The organism is Acetobacter estunensis (assembly GCF_019083805.1).
Lineage (GTDB): Bacteria > Pseudomonadota > Alphaproteobacteria > Acetobacterales > Acetobacteraceae > Acetobacter > Acetobacter estunensis_A.
Map to the genome: position 1 here is coordinate 68879 of NZ_JAHRDV010000012.1, position 21603 is coordinate 90481.

At 62.5% G+C, this 21603-nt stretch carries 20 protein-coding genes; 8 read left to right on the forward strand and 12 right to left on the reverse strand.

What is annotated here, in order from left to right; all coding sequences use genetic code 11:
- Positions 1–40: 40 nt before the first annotated feature.
- Both KUA11_RS13380 and KUA11_RS13385 read right to left on the reverse strand, forming a co-directional pair.
- Complete coding sequence (locus KUA11_RS13380; RefSeq protein ID WP_166313252.1) at positions 41–601, reverse strand: Dps family protein; 561 nt, start codon at positions 599–601, stop codon at positions 41–43.
- Between the two features lie 153 nt (positions 602–754).
- The gene (locus tag KUA11_RS13385) at positions 755–1576 is read right to left on the reverse strand and encodes a tRNA1(Val) (adenine(37)-N6)-methyltransferase (RefSeq protein WP_368041023.1); all 822 of its coding nucleotides are present in this window, start codon (positions 1574–1576) and stop codon (positions 755–757) included.
- A gap of 224 nt (positions 1577–1800) precedes the next feature.
- Between KUA11_RS13385 and KUA11_RS13390 the strand changes: the two genes are divergently transcribed.
- The gene (locus KUA11_RS13390; RefSeq protein WP_217411155.1) at positions 1801–2781 is read left to right on the forward strand and encodes a polyprenyl synthetase family protein; all 981 of its coding nucleotides are present in this window, start codon (positions 1801–1803) and stop codon (positions 2779–2781) included.
- A gap of 26 nt (positions 2782–2807) precedes the next feature.
- Here KUA11_RS13390 and murI read toward each other — a convergent pair whose 3' ends face one another.
- Positions 2808–3665: a glutamate racemase gene (gene murI / locus KUA11_RS13395; RefSeq protein ID WP_254454935.1), complete on the reverse strand. Its 858-nt coding sequence runs from the start codon at positions 3663–3665 to the stop codon at positions 2808–2810.
- A gap of 12 nt (positions 3666–3677) precedes the next feature.
- Positions 3678–4433 carry an orotate phosphoribosyltransferase gene (locus tag KUA11_RS13400; RefSeq protein WP_166313254.1) on the reverse strand — a complete coding sequence of 252 codons (756 nt, stop codon included), beginning with the start codon at positions 4431–4433 and terminating at the stop codon, positions 3678–3680.
- 123 nt (positions 4434–4556) lie between these two features.
- Here KUA11_RS13400 and KUA11_RS13405 point away from each other — a divergent pair, with 123 nt between their 5' ends.
- Positions 4557–5474 (forward strand): ELM1/GtrOC1 family putative glycosyltransferase, encoded by a 918-nt coding sequence (locus tag KUA11_RS13405; RefSeq protein WP_217411123.1) that lies wholly within the window; start codon positions 4557–4559, stop codon positions 5472–5474.
- A 124-nt stretch (positions 5475–5598) separates the two neighbouring features.
- A complete protein-coding gene (locus KUA11_RS13410) occupies positions 5599–5835 on the forward strand; it encodes a hypothetical protein (RefSeq protein ID WP_254454939.1) in 237 nt (78 codons plus the stop codon).
- 112 nt (positions 5836–5947) lie between these two features.
- On the opposite strand, the gene gltA is transcribed toward KUA11_RS13410, so the two are convergent.
- The 4 genes from gltA to KUA11_RS13430 all read right to left on the reverse strand — a co-directional run bounded on the left by gltA (position 5948) and on the right by KUA11_RS13430 (position 9178).
- A complete protein-coding gene (gene gltA, locus KUA11_RS13415; RefSeq protein WP_217411159.1) occupies positions 5948–7258 on the reverse strand; it encodes a citrate synthase in 1311 nt (436 codons plus the stop codon).
- Positions 7259–7396: 138 nt separating this feature from the next.
- Positions 7397–7936, reverse strand: a complete 540-nt coding sequence (locus tag KUA11_RS13420) for a SixA phosphatase family protein (protein ID WP_217411125.1) — start codon at positions 7934–7936, stop codon at positions 7397–7399.
- The gene (locus KUA11_RS13425) at positions 7933–8280 is read right to left on the reverse strand and encodes a chorismate mutase (protein WP_217411127.1); all 348 of its coding nucleotides are present in this window, start codon (positions 8278–8280) and stop codon (positions 7933–7935) included. Before KUA11_RS13425 ends, KUA11_RS13420 begins: the two co-directional genes overlap by 4 nt.
- A 100-nt stretch (positions 8281–8380) precedes the next feature.
- Positions 8381–9178 carry a metallophosphoesterase gene (locus tag KUA11_RS13430; protein WP_217411161.1) on the reverse strand — a complete coding sequence of 266 codons (798 nt, stop codon included), beginning with the start codon at positions 9176–9178 and terminating at the stop codon, positions 8381–8383.
- Positions 9179–9545: 367 nt separating this feature from the next.
- Between KUA11_RS13430 and KUA11_RS13435 the strand changes: the two genes are divergently transcribed.
- Together KUA11_RS13435 and KUA11_RS13440 are read left to right on the forward strand one after the other, a co-directional pair.
- The gene (locus KUA11_RS13435; protein ID WP_166313259.1) at positions 9546–11063 is read left to right on the forward strand and encodes an acetyl-CoA hydrolase/transferase family protein; all 1518 of its coding nucleotides are present in this window, start codon (positions 9546–9548) and stop codon (positions 11061–11063) included.
- 86 nt (positions 11064–11149) lie between these two features.
- Positions 11150–12286, forward strand: a complete 1137-nt coding sequence (locus KUA11_RS13440) for a glycerate kinase (protein ID WP_254454936.1) — start codon at positions 11150–11152, stop codon at positions 12284–12286.
- Positions 12287–12290: 4 nt separating this feature from the next.
- On the opposite strand, the gene KUA11_RS13445 is transcribed toward KUA11_RS13440, so the two are convergent.
- The 3 genes from KUA11_RS13445 to KUA11_RS13455 all read right to left on the reverse strand — a co-directional run bounded on the left by KUA11_RS13445 (position 12291) and on the right by KUA11_RS13455 (position 18400).
- On the reverse strand, positions 12291–13139 hold the full coding sequence (locus tag KUA11_RS13445; protein WP_217411131.1) for a PI-PLC domain-containing protein: 849 nt from the start codon (positions 13137–13139) through the stop codon (positions 12291–12293).
- Complete coding sequence (locus tag KUA11_RS13450) at positions 13132–17694, reverse strand: AAA family ATPase (RefSeq protein ID WP_217411133.1); 4563 nt, start codon at positions 17692–17694, stop codon at positions 13132–13134. Before KUA11_RS13450 ends, KUA11_RS13445 begins: the two co-directional genes overlap by 8 nt.
- Before the next feature lie 79 nt (positions 17695–17773).
- Entirely contained in the window at positions 17774–18400 is a 627-nt protein-coding gene (locus KUA11_RS13455; RefSeq protein ID WP_217411135.1) for a thioredoxin domain-containing protein, read from the reverse strand.
- 192 nt (positions 18401–18592) lie between these two features.
- Between KUA11_RS13455 and KUA11_RS13460 the strand changes: the two genes are divergently transcribed.
- Complete coding sequence (locus tag KUA11_RS13460; protein WP_217411136.1) at positions 18593–18973, forward strand: hypothetical protein; 381 nt, start codon at positions 18593–18595, stop codon at positions 18971–18973.
- Positions 18974–19012: 39 nt separating this feature from the next.
- On the opposite strand, the gene KUA11_RS13465 is transcribed toward KUA11_RS13460, so the two are convergent.
- Positions 19013–20092, reverse strand: coding sequence for a lysine-2,3-aminomutase-like protein (locus tag KUA11_RS13465; protein WP_217411138.1), 1080 nt, complete (start codon positions 20090–20092; stop codon positions 19013–19015).
- Positions 20093–20193: 101 nt separating this feature from the next.
- Between KUA11_RS13465 and epmA the strand changes: the two genes are divergently transcribed.
- Entirely contained in the window at positions 20194–21189 is a 996-nt protein-coding gene (gene epmA, locus KUA11_RS13470; RefSeq protein ID WP_217411139.1) for an EF-P lysine aminoacylase EpmA, read from the forward strand.
- A gap of 50 nt (positions 21190–21239) precedes the next feature.
- Positions 21240–21515: a hypothetical protein gene (locus KUA11_RS13475; protein WP_217411141.1), complete on the forward strand. Its 276-nt coding sequence runs from the start codon at positions 21240–21242 to the stop codon at positions 21513–21515.
- The last annotated feature ends 88 nt before the right edge of the window (positions 21516–21603 follow it).

Below are 21603 nucleotides of genomic sequence, written 5' to 3' on the forward strand. Positions count from 1 at the left end.
CCCGCCCGTAATGTAGGGGCGGGAGAAACATGTGTGATGTTCAGCTGTTGGCGCCGAAAGTCGTGCGCGTGATTTCGAAGAGGAACCACGTGCGCTTTTCGCTTTGATCGATCCAGTTTTCGAGCAGGCTTGTCGTCGCACAGTCCCCCACGTCACTGGTAAGGCCGTGCAGCGACCGCATGGAGGCGACAAGCTGTTTGTTGTCTTCACACAGTTCCGCAATCATGTCCGGCGCATCGACATACTCGGCGTTGTTGTCCTTGATGCGCTGGTGCGTGCTGATTTCACCGATGGAATGCAGCGTCAGACCGCCGATGCGACGGGCGCGCTCGGCCACCGGGTCTGTCATGGCGAACAGTTCGGCGCTCTGGTCATCGAGCATCAGATGCAGGTCACGGAAGTGACGGCCGCTCATGTGCCAGTGGAAGTTTTTCGTTTTCAGGTAAAGAGCGAAAACGTCGGCCAGAAGAGCGCGCAGACCGGCTGAAATCTGCTCCACGCCTTCGCGCGGGAGGTCGGAAGGTGTGCCGAGAAAATGCTGAACCTCGGCTGCATAGGCCGCTTTGGCTTTGGTCTTGTCGGTCGTTTTCGTCGTGCTCATGACAACATTCCTCTGATCGTTCCGGCCGTTCCCATGTAGACGTGCATATACCGCCACTGAGAGGCCGTGCGTGTGAGACAACGGTTTTCGATACCGTCGGTTCATGCACGATCTGTTTGCAGACACTGTCAAGGCATGGGAGCCGTGTGATATTCACGCTCCCGCAGCCGTGATCCGGTGGAGGTGCCGATGCGGTGATTTTCCGAAGGAGTCGGGAAAGAAAGCGTGTCCATCACGCAGGATAGATTCAGCCTCCTCTGTGAAATGCCGGTCTGCTCGGTGCAGGGTGAGACCGGGTAACATGCGCGTTCCTCCTCGTCCCAGATGGCGGCCGCGCACAAGAACGATACGGGCCTCCCGTGCCCCACCGGGCCAGAGCGGGACGATTTCCGTGCTTCCGATACGATGGTGCTCACAGGCTGCCAATGTGCGGGCGAGCAGGGAGGCAGGTATCGCCAAAGTGAGTGAGCCGCCCGATGTGAGAAATCCGGCCAGCGCCTTGATCCAGTCTTCCGGCGTGCGGTCGCGTGCGCGGCGGGCAAGGTCACGGCGCGCGTCCGGACACGGGGTGCCGGTGGGAGGATGCCACGGCGGGTTGGCCATCACGTGATCGAATCGTTCCGTCAGACGGAGCGTGCGGATGTCTGACTGCAGGATCTGAAGGTTCGTTCTGTGATTCAGGGCGAGATTTTTTCGCGCGAGTTCCGCCATTGCGGGATCAAGTTCCACTCCCGTGCCCACGAGGTCATGTATGCGCTCGGTCAGGCAGAGCAGGCCGGCTCCAGCCCCGCAACCGGCTTCCAGCACCCGCTGGCCCGGGCGTGCGGGGACGAGGGCCGCCATGAACACGGGTTCAAGCCCGGTGCGGTAGCCATCGTGGAACTGATGGTACATGACACGTCCTCCAAGCAGCGTGTCGTGGGTGATCGCGACATCGGGAACAGAGAGCGGAATTGCAGGTGGGGCAGGGGTCACAGCTTGACCGCCTTCGGAGCGCCGCTCATATGCTGGAAAGGACAGGGTAACCTGTGGCGGGAGAAAGTCATTTGCGCGTTGCAGTCAATCGGCCGGAAACGGAGGGCTCAGGCCCGGAAACGGAGAGCCCCATCGGTGTGGTGGATGCCGGTGCGCGTGACGAGGCGCGCGGTCGGGATGGCGAGACGGCCCTGAGAGGGCTTGCCGACTATCTTGCCGATGATATGGCGGCCTGCAATCGGGAAATCGTCGCGCGGATGCAAAGTGACGTGCCGCTGATCCCCCAGTTGGCCGCGCATCTGGTGGCGGCGGGCGGCAAGCGGCTCCGTCCGCTCCTTGTGCTCGCAGCGGCTCGGCTGGCGGGCTATGACAAATATGGCGAGGACATGCGGCATGTTGGGGTCGCGGCCTGCGTCGAATTCATTCACACCGCTACATTGCTGCACGACGATGTCGTGGATAACAGCCAGTTGCGGCGCGGGCTGGCGAGCGCCAACGCCGTGTTCGGCAACAAAGCCTCCGTCCTCGTCGGGGATTTCCTTTTCGCACGCGCTTTCCAGATTTTGACGGCGGATGGATCGCTGCCCGTGATGGCGATCCTTTCCGCAGCCTCCGCGACGCTGGCGGAAGGTGAAGTCATGCAGATGACCACGCAGAACGATCTGTCCACGTCCGTCGAACAGTATCTCAAGGTGATCTACGGTAAGACGGCGGCCCTGTTCGCCGCAGCCTGTGAAACCGGAGCCGTTGTAGCGGAAGCACCGGATAATGTGCGTGAGGCGCTCCGTCTGTATGGCGCCAATCTCGGCATGGCTTTCCAGCTTGTCGATGACGCCTTGGACTACGCCGCCGATCAGGCCGTGCTGGGCAAGACGGTTGGCGATGATTTTCAGGAAGGCAAGGTGACGCTTCCTGTGCTGGCCGCTTATCACGCAGGCAATGAGGAAGAGCGGGCTTTCTGGGTGCGCACGATCGAGAATAATGAGGAGCAGCGGGAGGGCGATCTCCAGCGTGCCCTCGATCTCATTGCACAGACCGATGCGATCGGCGTGACGATGGCTCGTGCGCAGGAATATGCGGAAGACGCGGTAAAGGCGCTGGCCCGTATTCCACAGGCAGCACCCGGTTCAGCCCGTCATCATCATGAGCCGCTTCGCGAGCTTCTGGTGGACGTTGCGCTCTACACGGCAAATCGCGCGCGCTGATATTATTCGGAGTTTTTCAGACAGGTTCAGGCCGAGGTCCAAAGCTCGGGCTGGTCGTATCCGAGCTTCTTCAGTCCATTTTCCAGACGCGCCGGGTCATAGGGCGGTGCTGTGAACCAGATGTGTTCCGGTTCGCTCCTTGCTCCTGTCGAGAGTCCGGTCGTTTCCAGTACATGCCGGGTCTGACGGGCCACGGCGTCCGCCGGGTCCAGCCACGCCACATCTGGAGGCGAGGCGGCACGTAGGGCGTCCGCCACGAAGGTGTAGTGTGTGCAGCCAAGCGCCACAGCGTCGATGCGTTGTCCGGAAGGTTGTCCGAACAGCCCTGCCACATCCTGCCGGATGCAATCGGCATGGGGCGGAACACCGCGGAATGCGCTCTCAGCAAGAGCCGCCAGATCTCGCGCGCCGTAGGCGATCAGATTACAATCGGGCGCGTAATGGTTTCGAAGATCCGTGATGTAGGAGCGTCGCACGGTGGCCGGGGTGGCCAGTAGCCCAATGACTTTGCTGCGTGTGATCCTGGCGGCCCAGCGAATGGGCGGCACGCACCCCACGAAGGGCACGCCACAGGTCTCACGCAGCAAGGTGAGAGCGAGTGTGCTGGCAGTGTTGCAGGCGATGACAACGACATCGGGGTCAAGGCGCAGGATGGCGTTCTCCAGCAACGACACGATGTGTTGTTTGAGAAGGTCGTCCTCTTGCCCGCCATAAGGAAAGAACGCGGTGTCGGCGAGATAATCGATATGGGCGTGAGGAAGATGGCGGCGCAGGGCGGCAACGATGCTCAGTCCCCCGATTCCGGAATCGAAGGCAAGGATGCGGGGAGGGATGGACGGCGTGAACCCGCCCGCCCTCATGTTATCGCCTGCCGCTGCGTCCATCGTGAAGTGTAATCAGGAATCGCGTGCGGTTTTGAGTGCGAGAGCCTCTTCGAGGCTGCCCACGCCACCATGCTTTTTTGACCAGCCACATGGGTCTTCGAGGAAGCGGCGTACTTCCGCAGCCGCACCTTCTGCGAAGTAGGGGCGCTCAGCAGAGGCTTCCAGAACATCCCACCATGTGCACAGCGAATGCAGAGTGATGCCCATATCGGCCAGCGTCTTGTGAGCGCCGGGAAACACGCCATAGAAGAAGACGACGAATGTGTGTTCCAAGATGGCCCCAGCATCGCGCAGGGCTTTGGCAAAGCCGATCTTGGAGGCGCCATCCGTCGTGAGATCTTCCACCAGCAGCGTGCGCATGCCCTCCGGCACATCGCCCTCGATCTGGGCGTTGCGGCCAAAGCCTTTGGGCTTTTTGCGCACATAGGCCATGGGCGTCATCATCCGGTCCGCGAACCAGGCGGCGAACGGAATGCCCGCCGTCTCGCCGCCGACCACGGCATCAATGCTTTCGTAGCCAACGTGACGACCGATCTTTTCCACACCGAGTTCCATGATCTTCGCACGGGCGCGGGGGAAGAAGATGATACGGCGGCAGTCGATATAGACCGGGGATTTCCAGCCGGAAGTGAGGGTGTAGGGCTCTTCGGGACGGAAATTGACGGCTTTGATTTCAAGCAGGATGCGCGCGGTTGTGAGCGCTGCATCCCGGTCCCACGCCGAAGCGTCATTGCCGAGAACCGATTCCTGTTCGATCATGCGTGTCATGTCCCTTCTTCCTTGCGCGCGTTCTTCGGCGTTGTGGTGGCATAGCCGCAGATCGCTGGAAAATCCATCGGGAGTCGCCCGGTGCTGGCATATGGGCGTGATGATGGAAGAAAGGCGAGACGCATGATCCGCGAAGAAAGGACATGCAACACACCTTTGTGGATTATCGAATCGGGCCTGTCGAAGGGTGAGGCGGGGCCGGCTCATGCGCTGGCCAGCCGGTTTGATCTGTCATTCCGTCGATTGCGCGATTTGGCTTCCATGGAACCGGGATGCGTGCCCCCGCGTCTCGTGATGACATCCGGTTCTTCAGCTGCATTTGCCGGATTGTCGTTGCGCCGTCGTTTTGGCGTGCCCGTTGTGCACTGCACCCATCACGGTACAACTGGTTTTTTCGGGCAGCGACTGTTCGATGAACTGATCCTGTCCGCGACGCATCCGGTGCGAACACACGGTACGCATGTCATCCCGGTGCTTGGACCTCTTAGCATCGTCTCCCCCACGCTCTACGAACGGGCACGGCATGTATGGGGTGAACGTCTGGAACATCTGCCCAGCCCGAGAGTGGCCGCCGTTCTCGATGCCGGAGGCGCAATCGATCCTCGGAGGGCGAGTGTTTTGGGACGGCAATTGGGAGAGATGGTTCGGGCGGAAAATGGCTCGGTCATGGTGTCCGTCGCGCGCGGTGTGGCGCGGGAGGTTGCCGAGAGTTTCATCGCGGGGCTGGATGAGTGTTTCAGTCTTGTCTGGCGCCATGGCGAGCCCGATGACGATCCGACATTGGGTTTCATGGCTTGTGCCGACGCCATCGTCCTCTACGGGTGTCGAGTGGAAACGGTGATCGAGGCGGCAGCCAGCGATCTTCCCTTGTTCGTGGAGGTGGTTCCTGGCCGTTTCGGAACGTGGAATCGGCTCGTTCGCACGTTGATGGAACAGGGCATGCTTCGGCTCTTCGATCGGGATATTTCGCCGTGGGTGCGGTCCCCGCTCGACGAAGCTGGCCGTGTGGCGCAGATGCTGCGTCGTCGTTTCGGCCTCTGACGCATCCGTGAGATGAAGAGGCGCGAATCATTGGCGCGAAAGGTCATCGCAGGCTTGCTTCCTGCGCCATCAAACGCCTATAATACACAAGTTGAGAATGATTATCAATTCAAGGAAGCCTGCGGTGACTGATATCACCCGGATCAGCCGGAAATGCGAACGTGCCGTTATCACGGCTTACCAGGAGCTGCGGCTGGTGGGGACTAACGATGTCTCGGCCTTCAACGCCTGCACCACGCTCTATCGTATCCATCACCCGGAGGCTTCGGTGAACGAAGCGCGCCGACTGGTGTCGGAGTGGATCGACCACCACGTCGTTCGTAAGAGCGAAGCTCCCACGAAAGGATGCGCCTGCCCGTAAGGTTTTTGCATCTGGGATAAAAAAGGGGTGGCCAGATATGGCCGCCCCTTTTTTCGTTGCTGTGCGCGAGAGCCATCCCCCATTCTTTACACAGAATGGGGGATGGAGAACTTCAGCGCTTGTCGAGAGCCGTGAAGTCACGGCGGTCCGAACCGGTGTAGAGCTGTCGCGGACGGCTGATGCGCTGACCCGGTTCCTCGATCATTTCCTTCCACTGGCTGGTCCAGCCGGTGGTGCGGGCGACGGCAAACAGCACGGTGAACATGCTGGTGGGAATCCCCATCGCCTTGAGGATGATGCCCGAGTAGAAATCCACGTTCGGGTAGAGCTTGCGCTTGACGAAGTAATCGTCGCTCAGCGCGATTTTTTCCAGCTCCACGGCCAGATCGAGCAGAGGATCGTCCTTGATGCCGAGTTCCGTCAGCACTTCGTGGCAGGTGGCCTGCATGATCTTCGCTCGTGGGTCGAAGTTCTTGTAGACGCGGTGCCCGAAGCCCATCAGCTTCACGCCGCTGTTCTTGTCCTTCACCTTTTCAATGAAGGAAGGGATGTTCTCCTTGGAGCCGATCTGTCCCAGCATCTTGAGAACGGCTTCGTTCGCACCGCCATGAGCCGGTCCCCACAGGGCCGCAATGCCAGCGGCAATACATGCGAAGGGATTGGCGCCCGTGGAACCGGCTAGACGCACCGTTGAGGTGGAGGCGTTCTGCTCGTGATCGGCATGCAGGATCAGGATGCGGTTCATGGCGCGAGCCAGAACCGGATTGACCTTGTACGGCTCGGAGGGGCGGGCGAACATCATCGAGAGGAAATTCTCGGCGTAGTTCAGGTCGTTGCGTGGATACACGAACGGCTCGCCGATCGTGTATTTGTAAGCCCATGCGGCGATCGTGGGGATCTTGGCGATCAGGCGCATGGCCGAGAGTTCGCGGCTCTCGGGGCGTGAGATGTCGTTGGCATCGGGGTAGAACGCCGACAACGCGCCCACGGTCCCGCACAGGATGGCCATCGGATGGGCATCGCGGCGGTAGCCGTTGAAGAAATTGCGGATCTGTTCGTGCAGCAGGGTGTGATTCGTGAGCGTATTCACGAACGTCTCATGCTGCTGCTTGTTGGGCAGTTCGCCATTGAGCAGAAGATAGATCACCTCCGGATAGGAAGCATGCTCGGCAAGCTGATCAATGGGGTAGCCACGGTGGAGAAGAATGCCCTTCTCGCCGTCGATGAAGGTGATCTTGCTCTCGCACGAGGCCGTTTCACCGTAGCCGGGGTCAAAGGTGAAGACACCCAGATCAGTGGTCAGGCGACGGATGTCGACGACCTCTGGCCCGAGCGTCCCCTTGAGAATCGGTAGGTCAGCCGAGTTGGCCCCGATTTTGATGCTGGCGGTTGTTCCCGTCACTGCTTCCTCCGACGCGCTCAATGGCGCTGCTTCTGAAACGAACTGCCCACGCACCGGGAGGTCGTGGTGTCCCCACTTTTGTCCCTGATCGGACGCGAAACCGAAAGCCGCTGGACCGTCACCTTGTTGAGAGGCGGGACGATCCATCCCTATTTCTGCTCAATTTTGCGAGAACGACTCAAGCCAGGCCGTTCGTGGCCCGAGCGCTTTCCATGTCAGCGCAATCGACTCCCGCTCTTCCACCTCCACCTGGAAGGTGGCGAGCGTGCCAAGCGCGAAATCAGAGTCGAGCGCGCGTTCCACACCGTTGAGATAGCGGGCGAGAGCCGGAAGCCCTGGATTGTGCCCCACAAGAAGGATGGTGTGGACCGAATCTGACGTTGCGCGCAGGCGTGCCAGCAATTCGTCCGGGGCGGCCAGATAGAGAGTGGGCTCGATGCGGATTTCGGGGCGTGCGCCCTCTCCGAAAGGCAGCAGACCGGCATAGGTCTGGCGCGTGCGCATCGCGGGACTGCACAGGACGAGATCGGGCACGAGTCCTGCGCGACGCATGCTCTCGCCTCGGCGGCGCGCCATCAGGTGGCCTGCCTGCGTGAGCGGGCGCGCCTGATCGGCCGCGCTTCCAAACTCGTCGCCTCGTGCCGGTTCGGCCTCGCAGTGCCGCAAGAGAAGCAGGCGATGCGCGACCGGCCGGATCATGCGGCGCTGCCTGTTTTCTCGGCGATGGCTTCGTGATGACGAATGACTTCTCGGATGATGAAGTTGAGGAACTTTTCGGCAAAATCCGGATCGAGATGCGCGTCTGTCGCAAGCTGCCTCAGCCGTGCGATCTGCCGGGCTTCACGCGCGGGATCGGCGGGAGGCATGTGATGCTTGGCCTTGAGCTTGCCGACCTCCTGCGTACACCGGAAGCGTTCGGCCAGCATGGCGACAAGAGCCATGTCGATGTTGTCGATGCTCTGACGCAGTGACGCCAGTTCCGCGCGCGGACCCTTCTGATCGTCCGCGCCGTTGGTCGTCTCATGAGTCCGGTCTGCCGTCACGCTTCTTGGTCCTGTCTTCTTGCGACGGGTTCATGCGGCCTTTGCCGACCCGCCTTTCATTCTGAAAGCGGATTCATTCACCACGCCGTGATGTCTCCTGTCAAAAGGAGTCGCGCACGCTGCGCCGGTCTCCCGGCATGGGAATGGGAGTCGGCTCGTAGGCGGGCGGTGCGGGGTAGTCGGGCTGCTCGGTCTCATCGGGCAAGTCGATCCATGCCAGATGTCCCCCTTTGCCCGCTCCTGTGTCCACGAACACGGCCGTTCCCCCGGAGCGACCATGCTTCACCCATGGGCGTCCATCGGTTGAGCGGCGGTCATGGCCGCAATAGACGGTATAGCCCGCCGGAATGTGATCGACCCAGTTCAGGCGACGTTCCGGATACCCGTCCGTCTGGGTGCGGCCCGTGACCTCACCAAACAGGGCGCGGGAGAGAAGGTGCGAAACGCCGTCGAGACCGGGGGGACAGGACTCGCTCAGCATGCCGGTGTGGAAAGCGGCATGAACGAAGATACGGCGCCCGAATTTCAGCCATGTGGGGGCGGCTTCAAAGAGTGGCAGCGCATGTTCCAGAACGTCCGAATTACCGGGCTCGAAAAGCTGGTGGATCGTGGCTTCCAGTGTCTCGTCCCGACGCAGCTTGCGGCCCAGAAGAGCGCGGCCAAGCTTGCGATCGTGATTGCCCAGCAGAAAGAGACCGCGACCCTCTTCGAGGATCGACCCCATCAGGCGCAGCACGCCTGCGCTATCGGGGCCGTAATCCACCAGATCGCCCAGTTGCACGATGAAGCGATCCGTTGCCACCGCATGCCGGAAAGCTTCCAGATCGCCGTGGACATCTCCCACCACCCGGATGCGGCGACCGGCAACTCTGCGCTGAAACTCTCTCTCGTCGTGCATCGCCTGCTCACCATTCATCTTCTTGTCATATTGGCAGCCAAATCCCGCGAGCGAAGGGGGCCGCGTCATTTTTCCTGCATATGTAACACCATACGGCGGCTCTGTGGGGTGCCCATCTGAGGGAAATATGTGTTCACGAGCGCGTGGCAATGGGGCGATGCACAATCATGTGACAGGCTAAAGCCTGCGAATTCAGCCTAGAGTGCGCTGCAAACGGACCGCGTTTGTTGCGAAAGACGGTTGCCGCGCATGTGAAAAATGGCATCAGGCACGTCGGAACGCTCCATCGGATCGTTGCACGGAAAACCGATTTCAGGTCGGTGTCTGTGGAAAATCGAAACGTGAAGCTGAACAGGACCCTATTCTGATGACTGATCGCATTCGCAATCCGGCGCTACGCAGCAAAGAGAAGCCCGCTGCCGCTGCTGCCGCTCTTATTGGAAATGGCGCAACCCTGGGCACAAGCGGCTTCACGGGCGCGGGTTATCCCAAGGCTGTCCCGATGGCGCTGGCCGAGCGCATTGAAGAGCTGCGCGGAAAAGGCGAGGATCTGAAGGTCCGCCTCGTGACGGGCGCGTCCACCGGGCCGCAGCTCGATGGTGCGCTGGCGAAGGTCCATGGCGTGTCCTACCGCTCTCCGTTCAACACGGACGCGGCGATGCGTAACAACATCAATTCGGGTGAAACCGAGTATTTCGACACGCATCTCGGACTGGTCGCGCCGCGCTCGGTGCAGGGAAACTACGGCAAGTTCGACTTCGCCATCGTGGAAGCCACGGCCATCCGTGAAGATGGCGGCATCGTTCCGTCCTCTTCGGTCGGCAATTCGCAGACTTTTCTCGATCTGGCCGAGAAGGTCATCATCGAGGTCAATTCCTGGCAGCCCGAGGGGCTGGAGGGCATGCACGACGTTTGGCGCGGCAATGCCAGCGGTATCCCTCCGCGTGACCTCATTCCCCTGCGCAGCGCTGATGACCGTATCGGTGAAACGTTCCTACGGGTCGATCCCGAGAAGATCGTGGCTGTGGTGCGCACGGACGATCCGGATCGCAATGCCCCGTTTGCCAAGCCGGATGAGGCGGCAAAAGACATTGCCGGTCACCTTCTGGAATTCTTCGAGCATGAGGTGAAGGTGGGCCGTCTGCCGCCCAACCTGCTGCCGCTTCAGTCCGGTGTGGGCAACGTGGCCAATGCGGTGCTCGACGGTCTGAATGAAGGTCCGTTCGAGAATCTGATGGGGTATTCCGAAGTCATTCAGGATGGCATGCTGCGGATGCTCGACAATGGCCGGATGAAGATCGCCTCCGCCACGTCCTTCTCCCTCAGTCCGGATGCCGTGGAAGAGATCAATAACCGCATCTCGTTCTTCCGCGAGAAGATCATCCTTCGCCAGCAGGACATCAGCAACAACGCCGAAGTCATCCGGCGGCTGGGCTGTATCGCCATGAACGGCATGCTGGAGGCCGACATTTACGGCAACGTCAATTCGACCCGCGTGATGGGATCGAAAATGATGAACGGCATTGGTGGTTCGGGCGATTTCGCACGCAACTCCTTCCTGTCGATTTTCCTTACGCCCTCCACGGCGAAGGACGGCCATATCTCGGCCATCGTGCCGATGGCGGCGCATGTCGATCACATCATGCAGGACAGCCAGATCATTGTAACGGAGCAGGGACTGGCCGATATGCGCGGTCTTGGCCCGGTGCAGCGCGCCGAGGTGGTGATCCGCAACTGCGCCCATCCGAGCTACCGTCCACTGCTGGAAGACTATCTGGAACGCGCCAAGAAAAGTTCGTTTGGCAAACACACGCCGCATCTGCTCACGGAAGCTCTTTCGTGGCATCAGCGTTTCATTGAAACCGGGTCGATGCTGCCGCGCTGAACAGCCGTCCAGAAAAAGACTTCGACATCCGGGGCGTCCTTCACGGGGCGCCCCGTTTGTTTGTGAGGGGTGGAAAAGTGAAGGTCATGATCGCCTGCGATTCTTTCAAGGAAAGCCTAGATGCCGAGGACGTGGTCCGTGTGATTGCCGAGGCGTTCGAGGACGTCTTTCCCGATATCTCCTGTATCCTTTGTCCCATGGCCGATGGTGGAGAAGGCACGGTTGCAGCTTTCGTCACGGCAACGGGCGCTCAACGGATCGAGGCAACGGTGACGGGGCCGCTTGGGAGGCCGGTAAAGGCCGGCTTCGGTCTCTCGGCCGATGGCGAGCTTGCCGTGATCGAACTGGCAGAAGCGGCAGGGTTGATGCTCGTGCCGTCCACTGCACGTGACCCGGGCCGAACTACGACTCGCGGCGTTGGTGAACTGGTGAAGCTGGCGTTGGATCGTAACTGTCGCCGTGTCGTGCTGGCGGTGGGAGGGAGCGCCACGAACGACGGCGGGGCAGGACTCGCTCAGGCATTGGGTGCGCGGCTGCTGGATGCTGACGGTCGGGAGATCGGGGCCGGAGGGCTAGCGCTGAGGGATTTAGCGCGAATCGATATCTCGGCGCTCGATCCATGTTTGAAGGACGTAACGGTCGAATTGGCGTGCGATGTGGACAATCCATTGCTCGGGCCGGATGGCGCGTCCGCGATGTTCGGTCCGCAGAAAGGCGCGTCCCCCGCGATGGTAACAGCGCTGGATGAGGCGTTGGGGCGATACGCTCAATGTCTGCGTGACGACGTCGGGTGCGATGTGGCTCATGTGCCGGGCGCGGGAGCGGCTGGCGGCACGGCGGCTGGCGCAATGGCCTTTCTGGACGCACGGATGCGCTCGGGCTTTGAATTGATGGCCGGTCTACTGGGCTTGGAAGAGAAGATCCGCGAGGTCGATCTCGTCATCACGGGCGAGGGGCGACTGGATGAACAGACGGCGCGCGGCAAGGTGCCGGCCGGTGTGGCGTCAATGGCGCGCCGTCATGGCAAGCCTGTCATCGCGTTGGGTGGCTCACTAGGGAAGGGCGTGGACAGCTTGGGCGAGGTGGGAATCGACGCCGTGTTCGATTCGGTTCCCGCTCCGGCCTCGCTGGAGGAGGTGCTGAAACACGCACGGGAGAATCTGCGGCGCACGGCGCGTAACGTCGCGCTTGCGCTGCAAATCGGTCAGAGATTGCCGCGCTGAGTGGTCAGCTTTCGCCCAGAACGTGGGCGAAATGATCCGGCGCGCTGGTGACGACGATGTCCACCGGCTCGCGCAGCAGGGCGCGGATGGCTTTCGGATTGTCCTGTGGATCGGGGCTGTCGGCAATCACAACATCCGCTTCACGGTGAGCGGTGGCGAACAAAGTAGGGGAGGCGTTGGCTGGGAGATATTCGGCATAAGGATGCTGGCCAGCCAGTCGATGGGCGGTAAGCTGGTCACGTGTCGAGCGAACCGGAATGGCGACCATGAGCGATCGGTCGGCCTTCAGCGCGGCCCGTGTTTCGCTCTCATTGCTGGCCACGATTACGGCCTGATGTCTCATGCCGCTGGAACGGATAAGACGTGCTGCTGGCTGGATGTCGGCTTCCTGCAGGGACAGCATTACCAGTTGGTGCTTGCGATGCGAGGCGTGCAGAGCCTCCTCCAGCGGTACAGTCTGTCCCTCGTCCTTTACGGCCAGAGCGTTGTCGGGAGTCCGCACCACTTCAAATGCAACCATGGATGGCGGCTGGGTGGGGGCTTCTGTCTTGGGCTGATCCGCCTTTCGGGAAGGGAGGACGGCGTCAGCCAGTTCGGAGAGCGCGGAAGGTGCGCTGGTGGGGAGTGTGTCGGTTGCGGCTTTGCCCGTCGCACAGATGACCAGCCCATGATGGATGCGCGTCAGCAGCGCGTCCGCGTGCGAATCGCGCCACAGGACGACAGCGGCCAGACTTCCCAATATGCCCAACGCCATGATGGTGTTGCGACGGCACTGTTTTGTCAGACGTGAGGAACGACCGATCGTGGGAGGAGATGTCGGCATATGATCCATGTTCACGGAGGAATCAGACATGAGCGTCTTCCTTCTTTCCCGCGCCGGCCATGGCCGCAGCGCGTTCGAGATCGACGGACAGCACGCGACTGACGCCGCGCTCCTGCATGGTCACGCCGTAAAGGCGATCCATATGCGCCATGGTGAGTTGATGATGCGTCACGACAAGAAAACGGGTTCCACCCTCATTGGCCATGTCGCCCAGAAGGGCGCAGAAACGTCCGACATTGGCATCATCGAGCGGGGCGTCAACCTCGTCGAGGACGCAGATGGGTGCCGGGTTACACCGAAAGACCGCAAAAATAAGCGAAAGCGCAGTGAGGGCCTGTTCGCCACCGGACAGCAGAGACAACGTGGCGAGCTTCTTTCCCGGTGGCTGGGCGTAGATTTCCAAGCCAGCCTGCAACGGATCGTCGCTGCCGACAAGTCCCAGATGAGCACGCCCTCCGCCGAACATGCGTGAGAACAGGGACTGGAAGTGGTGGTCCACCTGCGTGAACACCGCCATCAGGCGCTCGCGGCCTTCCTTGTTGAGCGAGCCGATGGAACCGCGCAGGCGGGCGATGGCGGCTTCCAGTTCCGCGTGCTCGCGGCGGATGGTCTCGATCTGCTGTTCGGCTTCCTGCGCTTCCAGATCGGCGCGGAGATTGACGGGACCGAGTTCCTCGCGCTCGCGCGTGAGGCGGGAAATCCTGCGGCGCAGACCGGTCTCCGCTGATTCCGTGAGATCACCCACGGGGGCGAGGGGCGGCTCCGGCGTTTCTGCCAGAAGTTGTGCGAGGATGGCCTGCGCCTGTTCGTTCTTGCCTTCACTGCGCACGACTGTCTCGCGCGCTTGGGTCAACGCGGTTTCTGTCTGGCGTCGGCTTTCCTGTGCGTCTTTCAGCCGTACCTCGGCGGCTTCGCGGGCTGCATTGGCCTCCTGATAGGCTTTTTCGGCATCATCCAGCGCGGCGAGAGTGGTCGTGCGCAGCCGCAGCGCTTCCTCGGGCCGGGTCGCGACGGTGCGATGTTCTTCCGCAACTCCCGCCAGTCTCTGCTCGGCTTGTGCAAGCTGGGTGCGGGCCACGCTCTCGCGCTCGGTCCATTCGGCCAACGCCGCTTTCAGCGCGTTTTCGCGGCTGCTCAGGGTCTCGCGTTCGGCAAGGAGCGCTGCGCGGGTCTCGCCTGCTGCCTGTTCATCTGCACGAAGGGCTGCGATGCGGGCGCGAAGCGTTTCGGGGAGGGCCTCCTGTTCAGGATCGATGGTGGCGGCGGTTACGGCCTGACGGGCCGCCTCCAGCGCGGTCGTGGCGTCCGCCAGCTCTTCGTCGAGAGAGTCCCGACGCGGGAGCAACGCTGATAGTTGCGAGCGCAGTTCGAGCGCGCGGGTTTGCAGGATACGTGAGGCCTCGGCGGTGGCGGTCAGTGTCTGTTCGGCTTCAGCGCATGCGGAACGTGCGCGAGTCTCGGCCTGCGTGCTCTCGGTGGCCTCGGTTTGTGCAGCTTGCAGGTGGTTCGTGACGGCTGCCGGATCGGCGGTCTCATCCAGAGCCGCCTGCGCGGTTTCCAGCGCCTTGGCGGCCGTGGCGCAGTCGGTCTCAAATCGCGCCAGATCGGGCGTGATGGTGGCGAGTTTCGTCTCGGCGCTGGTGTGACAGGACTCCGTCGCCTGCCGGGCACGTTGCGCCTGTTCCAGCGCCTGTGTCGTGCGGCGACGGGCTTCCCGCGCCGCCGTTTCGGTCTGTTGGGCGTTCTGGTCGCGTGTCCGTGCCGCGTCATATGCCTGTTTCAGCGCTGCCGGATCCGGCAGCGCTTCTTGCGCGGCCTGCGCTTCGGTAAGTGAAATACGGGCGGCGTCGAGAGCCTGTGCTGCGCGTTCGTGCTGTGGACGCACTGCGTCCAGTCGGGCGCGGGCTGCGCCATGACGGCGGGCTGTCTCGGCTTCGTGCGTCCGCGCTTGTCCCAGTGCCGTTTCAATGGTGGCGCGCAGTTCACGGGCTTGCCGCATGGCGGCTTCAGACTCCGTCTGAGCTTGCAGCGCTGTCCGTGCGCGAGTTTCCGCTTCAGGCAGGCGATCTTCAAGTTCGGCCAGATGGGTGCGGGATTCGAGCAGGATACGGCGTTGGGTCAGACGCTGGGCGGCGGCATTTGGCTGCCCAGCCGCAATCCGATAGCCATCCCAACGCCACAACGCGCCTTCACGGGTGACGAGACTTTGTCCGGGTTGCAAAGATCTGGCCAGTGCGTCTCCATCCGCCGTGTCCTCGATCAAGCCGGACTGTGAGAGGGCACGGCGCAACGTGTCGGGAGCGCTCTCCACCATGTCCGAGAGGGCGCATGCGCCAGCGGGCAGCGCGGGAGACGTTGGCCATGCCCCGAGGGCGAGCCATGCGCGCGGCGCGGCGGGAGAGGCACTGGCTTCCGGTGCGTCCAGTCCGTCGGCCAAAACGGCAGCCACAGCCATTTCCAGCCCTGCGGGAATACGCAGCAGATCGGAGACCGGCGTAGCGCCCTGCGCCGTGTCTTCTGGCTCTTCGCCGCCAAGCGCCTGCGCAAGACCATCGATGCGGGCGCGAAGCTGGGTCAGTTCCGCGTTCAGCGTGCCAAGAGCCGCTTCGCATTCCCGGGTGGCACCGGTGGCGCGCGTGAGGGTTTCCTCGGCCTGCGTCAGCGCGGTTTCGGCATCCTGAAGGCGATGCTCCTCTTTGGCGCGTGCGGTTTGCGCCTGCTCCAGAACAGAGTCCGGCACAGCGTCACGTTGGGCCGTTTCCAGTTCTTTCGCGAGGCTTCCGGCTTCCTGTTCGGCGCGTTTCAGCGCAGCTTCGGCCCGGCGAACAGTCTCACTCGCGGCGGCGCGGAGAGTGCTGTCTTCCTGTACGCGCGCCCGTGCTTCCAGCAGCGCACTTGCGGCTGCCGCGCGTTCGGTCTCTGCGGCTTCGAGCGCGCGGGCGGCTTCTGTCTGGGCTGCTTCGGCCTGTGCGAGGGCTGCGGCAAGGGCTGCACGCTCCGTTTCGGGGACAAGGCCGCGTTGTGCCTCGGCTTGTCGCGCCATCAGCGCGTCCCGGTCGCGGGTCAGGGCGGCGAGCGTGTCTTTGGCGGTTGCATGCGCTTTGGCGCGTTCTGCATGACGGGTGCGCGCGGCCTCAGCGGCATTCTGGGCGATGGACAGCGCCAGATGGGCATCGGATTTCCGCTGCGTGGCGGTCTCCATGTCCACTCGACAGGCGGAGAGATGTTCGTTTGCCTGACGGACAGTGTCTTCCGCTGCTTTCAGGGCGGCGTCATCGGGCATTTCGGCGTGAAGCTGCGTGAGTTCCGCTTCCAATGCCCCCCGGGCCTGTGTCAGGCGATCATGACGGAGGGATGTGGCCTCCAGCGCCGCGCGCGCCTGTTCAGTGCGGGTGCGTGCGGCCGAAACATCCGCTGTGGCGCGTTCCAACGCATCACCCGCTTGCGCGAGTTCCGTGCGCAGGCGGGTGATCGTGGCATCCGCTTCCTCCTGCCGGGCGGGCAGTGTGGTGCGAACGGTTTCGATAGCGGCCACTTCCTCGCCAAGGCGCGTGAGGGTGGCCTGCGCGTCCTCCATACGGGAGAGGGCGGCGTCCCGGTCGGCTTCGCTCTGCTTCAGACGGGAGCTTGCGGCCTCCAGCGCCTGCGCGGCCTGTTCTTCCTCACGCGCGATGCCTTCGGCAGCCACGCGCTGGCGTTCCAGTGCTGTGCGGCGCTGTTCGGCTGCCTCACGAATGGCAGGCAAGGCACGATCGGCTTCGTATTCGGCAAGGACAGCGGTTTCCGCGGCCTCCTCGGCGGCGATCAGAGCGTTGCGGGCGGCGATGGCGGCCAGCCGCGCGCGTTCCACCTGCTGGCGCGCGCGGGCGTGCAGCAGGGCGAGCAGCGTCGTCTCCGCCTCGCGCAGATTGGCCGAGAGTTCGCGATATTTCGCGGCCTGTGTGGACTGGCCCGCCAGTCCCTGCAACCGGGTTTCAAGCTGGGTCTTGAGGTCTTCCGCGCGGGTGAGGTTGGCTTCAGTTGCCCGCAGCTTCAGTTCCGCTTCGTGGCGCCGTGCGTGCAGGCCGGTGATCCCGGCCGCTTCTTCGAGGATGGTGCGACGCTCTTCGGGACGCGCGCCGACCAGCATGGCGACACGTCCCTGACTGACCATGGCCGAGGAGCGCGCCCCAGATGCCAGATCGGCAAAAAGGGTCTGGATGTCGCGACCGCGCGTTGCCTTGCCATTGAGGCGATAATCGCTGCCGGACCCGCGCTCGGCACGGCGAGTAATTTCCAGATCGTCTTGTTCGGCAAAGGGACCGGGACCGAGACCTTTGGCATTCTCCAGAACCAGCGTGACTTCGGCGAGATTGCGTGCAGGGCGGCTGGTGGTGCCAGCGAAGATGAGATCGTCCATCTCGCCGCCACGTAGGTTGCGCGCGGACGTCTCGCCCATGGCCCATCGCAGGCCCTCGACCACATTGGACTTGCCGCACCCGTTCGGCCCCACGATGCCGGTCAGGCCCGGAAGGATGTCCACCGAGACCGGATCGGCAAAGCTTTTGAAGCCCGCGATCCGCAACTGCACGAAGCGCGCGCTCATGAGAGAGGCGCGAACCTGCGATCAGATGGGGCGGCAGCCGGAGAGAAGATGCCCGTCATGTCGGAAAGGAGAGCGCTGTTCAGCCGCCCGCCGCCACGACTTTCTTCTCGAAGGCGTCATAGGTCAGCTCACCCTGACGATAGACTTCATCGTTGAAACGGAACGTGGGCGTGCTGTCGATGTGATACTGCGCTTCCGCCCGGTTCTGCTCCGCCATGATGGCGTCGCGCAGAGCAACGTCGTTGACTGTGCGGTCAAAATTATCGGCTGACATACCGGCGAGACCGGCCATCTTGCGGAGCTGGTCTTCGGGGTTACCGTCCTGAATGAACGCCCAGCGGTCCTGATTGGAGAAGAGGGAGAGGATGAACGCCTCATAGCGTTCAGCGGGCAGGGCGCGGGCTACCTGCGCTGCCATCAGAGCGATGCGATCAAGAGGAAAATCACAGAACACATAGCGGATGCGACCGGTGTCGATCAGCTTCTGCTGCACCTCGGGGAACACATCGATGGCAAAGCGCGCGCAATGTGTGCAGGTCAGGGAGAACCATTCCTCGACCGTCACCTTGGCGGACGGATTGCCCAGTACGCGTGGCGCCATGCGCGGATCGGCGCTCGTTCCCGCAGCGCGTGCGACGGAGAGGAATGCCGGTGCGAGGGCGGCGGGAAGCGTGGCCCCGAGAAGGGCGCGACGTGTAATCGACATGGCGTTTGGGCTCCGCGCTGGATGGGTCGTGGAGAAAGAACCGGGACGCTCATGACCGCACGGCGCGATGGGCGTCAAGACTGCAGTGCATGGAAATTCGCTCACGTGTTCTGGTTTTCGCCACCTTTGAGGTTCATATGTCCTGATGTGCCCCTGTTCGGGGTAGATGTGCAGAAGCAGGACAACGACTTCATGAAAAAACTACTTTGCCTGACGGCTGCGTCCATGATCGCAGCCAGTTCGATCTCCGTGGCGCATGCCGAGCCAGGCGGCTGCATCAAATACGGTGCGGCAGGAGCAGTCGGTGGTCATGTGGCCAATCATCATGGCGTGCTGGGTGCCATGGGTGGCTGCGTGACGGGCATGTATGTGCGTCATCGTTACCGCAAGGAAGCGCGCGCGAAGGCGGCTCTGTACGATCAGGAGCATCCTGGCGCAAAAGGCACGTATGCCGAGAAGGCCACGGCTTACGATGTGGAGCACTCCACACAGCCGGGCAAGATGAACTCTGACACTCCGAGCACGCCGGCGGCACCCGCTCAGGCGCAGCCCGCAAATGGCGCGCAACTCTGATGTATAAACGGGGCGGCCTCCATGAGGAGGCTGTCCCGGTCAGTTTCCGGAATGCGTGTCAGGGGTGAGCAGCGTGTGGCGTTTGCCGGATGGGTCGCTCACGGTTCCTTGGTCTGTTTCCAGATAGTCCGGTCCCAACGGCACTTTTCCATGACCGCCCGGGATGTCGAGCACATAGGTTGGCCACGCCAGACCGGTGACACGGCCGCGTAGTCCCGCCAGCAGGCGTCGTCCTTCTGTGATGGGGACGTAAAAGCGCGACGTTCCCGGCGCCGGATCGAGTTGGTGGAGGTAATAGGGCTTCACCCGGTTTTCCACCATCGCACGGAACAATCCCTCCAGCGCGGGTATGCTATCATTCACGCCGCGCAGCAGAACGGATTGCCCCAGAACGGGAATGCCACGTCGCACGATGCGTCGGAGTGCCGCGCGGCCCGTCTCCGTAAATTCCCGCTCGTGATTGGCATGCACCACTAGCCACAAGGCCTGACGCTCCAGCTCCATCGCGTCCAGAAGTGCGTCCGTAATCCGCTCCGGTGCGGCTAGCGGGACGCGGGAGTGGATGCGCACCGTTGTGACGTGCTCGATATTTTCCAGTTCACGCAGGATATGGCCGAGGCGCCGTGGAGAGAGCATCAGCGGATCGCCACCCGTGAGGATCACCTCACGTATGGCTTCGTGGCTGCGCAACCACTCAAGCGCCCGTTCCAGCGCCGCTTCATCCAGCAGGCCGCCATCCGGTCCGACATGTTCCCGCCGAAAACAGAAGCGGCAGTAAAGTGGACAGATCAGAAGGGGTTTGAGCAACGCCCGGTCGGCGTAGCGGTGCACGATCCCCGGAACAGGAGAGAGCGCGTCGTCCCCTATGGGGTCTTCGCGCTCATGCGGCGCCATCTCCAGTTCGTCCGGTGAGGGGATGACCTGAAGCCCGATCGGATCGTCTGGGCGTTCGATCAGATGAAGAAAGGTCGGGGGAATGGCGGTGGCGTAGTCCCGCGCCACACGTTCGAGCGCCGCGCGATCTTCCGGACGGGCAAGACCGTGTTCGATCAGGGCGCCGGGGGTGCGCAGCGTTTCGTTCCGAGGCGGCGCGGGAGGCGGAGAGGAGCGGGAGGGCATGACGCGGTTCTAGCGTTGGGCAAAGGATACGGGCAACTTGCGTTTCACCGGGTGGCACGCCACCTCTGCGCGGCAGACGCCTGCGCGAAAGAGGATGAGCCATGAACAGGACGAGCGATCCGTCAGATATCGCTGAGCGATTGCCTATGTTGCGCCGTCGCAGCCTGATGATGCGGGCCACACGGGCTTTTTTCGATGGGCGTGGTTATCTTGAGGTGGAGACGCCCTGTGCCGTGTCGGTACCCGGAGAGGAAGTGCATCTGGAGGTCTTCGCCACACGGCGAACGATGCCGGATGGAGGGGCCGAGCCTCTTTTCCTGCACACGAGTCCCGAATTCGCCATGAAGCGCATTGTGGCGGCCACGGGGCTGCCGATTTTCCAGCTCGCGCGGGTCTGGCGCAATGGCGAGGCCAGTGCGCTGCATGCACATGAGTTCACGATGCTGGAGTGGTATCGTCCCGGTGCTGATCTGGATGCGCTGATGGACGAGACGGAGACGCTGGTGCGCACGCTTCTGCCGCCGGTTGTGCTGCGCGACGGATGCGAAATTGCTGTCGATACACCTTTCGAGCGGCTGACGATGGCGGAGGCCTTTCACCGGTATGTCGGAGCGGATGTGCTGGGGACGATGGAGGATGCGCAGGCTTTGGCGCGTCAGGCGGGCTGCGTCTTGCGTGAGGGTGAGAGCTGGGAAGATTTGTTCTTTCGCCTGCTTCTGGAGCGCATCGAGCCTGTAATCGGCCGTGAGAGGCCAACATTTCTCACGCACTGGCCAGTCAGTCAGGCGGCGCTGGCGCGAGCCTGTCCTCATGATCCGCGCGCGGCCTTGCGGTTCGAGCTGTATCTGGGAGGCATCGAACTCGCCAATGCCTTCGAGGAGTTGACGGATGGGACCGAGCAGCGCAGGCGGTTCGAGGCTGATCGTGCGCGCAGGCAGGAACTCTATCCTCAACATCCACGCTGGGAAATGGATGAGGCGCTGCTGGCCGCGCTGGACACCATGCCTCCCACGGCGGGGATTGCCATGGGGTTCGACCGGCTGGTCATGTTGGCAACGGGCGCTCCCCGGCTTGCGAATATCTTGTGGCTGGGATGATTTCGGGCCAGCATGCGCGGCCCCGCAATGGTGAAGGCAAGGACAGGATCATGGTCGCAAGGCGTATCTGGCCATTGATGGCCGTTCTGGCAGTCACAGCCTGCGCATCGGGACCAACGCCCGAGCAGCGCAAGCGGCTTGACGCCCTGATCGGGCATACGGATGTGGATGTGGTCCGGGCATTCGGCGTGCCGACTCGCACCTATCAGGCAAGTGGACATCTTTTCCTCGCCTATATCGACAACCAGACCGAGTACTATCCCGGCAGCATGGGCTGGGGGTGGGGCTGGGACCGGACTATCTGGAAACAGACCAAGGAACCGTGAGCGACCCATCCGGCAAACGCCACACGCTGCTCACCCCTGACACGCATTCCGGAAACTGACCGGGACAGCCTCCTCATGGAGGCCGCCC

Bases quoted from the DNA above. Each gene is read 5' to 3' on its own strand.
- KUA11_RS13450 (WP_217411133.1), bottom strand. From the start codon at position 17,694: ATGAGCGCGCGCTTCGTGCAGTTGCGGATCGCGGGCTTCAAAAGCTTT.
- KUA11_RS13435 (WP_166313259.1), top strand. From the start codon at position 9,546: ATGACTGATCGCATTCGCAATCCGGCGCTACGCAGCAAAGAGAAGCCC.
- KUA11_RS13380 (WP_166313252.1), bottom strand. From the start codon at position 601: ATGAGCACGACGAAAACGACCGACAAGACCAAAGCCAAAGCGGCCTAT.
- KUA11_RS13445 (WP_217411131.1), bottom strand. From the start codon at position 13,139: ATGTCTGATTCCTCCGTGAACATGGATCATATGCCGACATCTCCTCCC.
- murI (WP_254454935.1), bottom strand. From the start codon at position 3,665: ATGGACGCAGCGGCAGGCGATAACATGAGGGCGGGCGGGTTCACGCCG.
- KUA11_RS13430 (WP_217411161.1), bottom strand. From the start codon at position 9,178: ATGCACGACGAGAGAGAGTTTCAGCGCAGAGTTGCCGGTCGCCGCATC.
- KUA11_RS13390 (WP_217411155.1), top strand. From the start codon at position 1,801: ATGGCGGCCTGCAATCGGGAAATCGTCGCGCGGATGCAAAGTGACGTG.
- KUA11_RS13405 (WP_217411123.1), top strand. From the start codon at position 4,557: ATGATCCGCGAAGAAAGGACATGCAACACACCTTTGTGGATTATCGAA.
- KUA11_RS13400 (WP_166313254.1), bottom strand. From the start codon at position 4,433: ATGACACGCATGATCGAACAGGAATCGGTTCTCGGCAATGACGCTTCG.
- KUA11_RS13460 (WP_217411136.1), top strand. From the start codon at position 18,593: ATGAAAAAACTACTTTGCCTGACGGCTGCGTCCATGATCGCAGCCAGT.
- KUA11_RS13440 (WP_254454936.1), top strand. From the start codon at position 11,150: ATGATCGCCTGCGATTCTTTCAAGGAAAGCCTAGATGCCGAGGACGTG.
- KUA11_RS13420 (WP_217411125.1), bottom strand. From the start codon at position 7,936: ATGATCCGGCCGGTCGCGCATCGCCTGCTTCTCTTGCGGCACTGCGAG.
- epmA (WP_217411139.1), top strand. From the start codon at position 20,194: ATGAACAGGACGAGCGATCCGTCAGATATCGCTGAGCGATTGCCTATG.
- KUA11_RS13475 (WP_217411141.1), top strand. From the start codon at position 21,240: ATGGTCGCAAGGCGTATCTGGCCATTGATGGCCGTTCTGGCAGTCACA.
- KUA11_RS13455 (WP_217411135.1), bottom strand. From the start codon at position 18,400: ATGTCGATTACACGTCGCGCCCTTCTCGGGGCCACGCTTCCCGCCGCC.
- KUA11_RS13465 (WP_217411138.1), bottom strand. From the start codon at position 20,092: ATGCCCTCCCGCTCCTCTCCGCCTCCCGCGCCGCCTCGGAACGAAACG.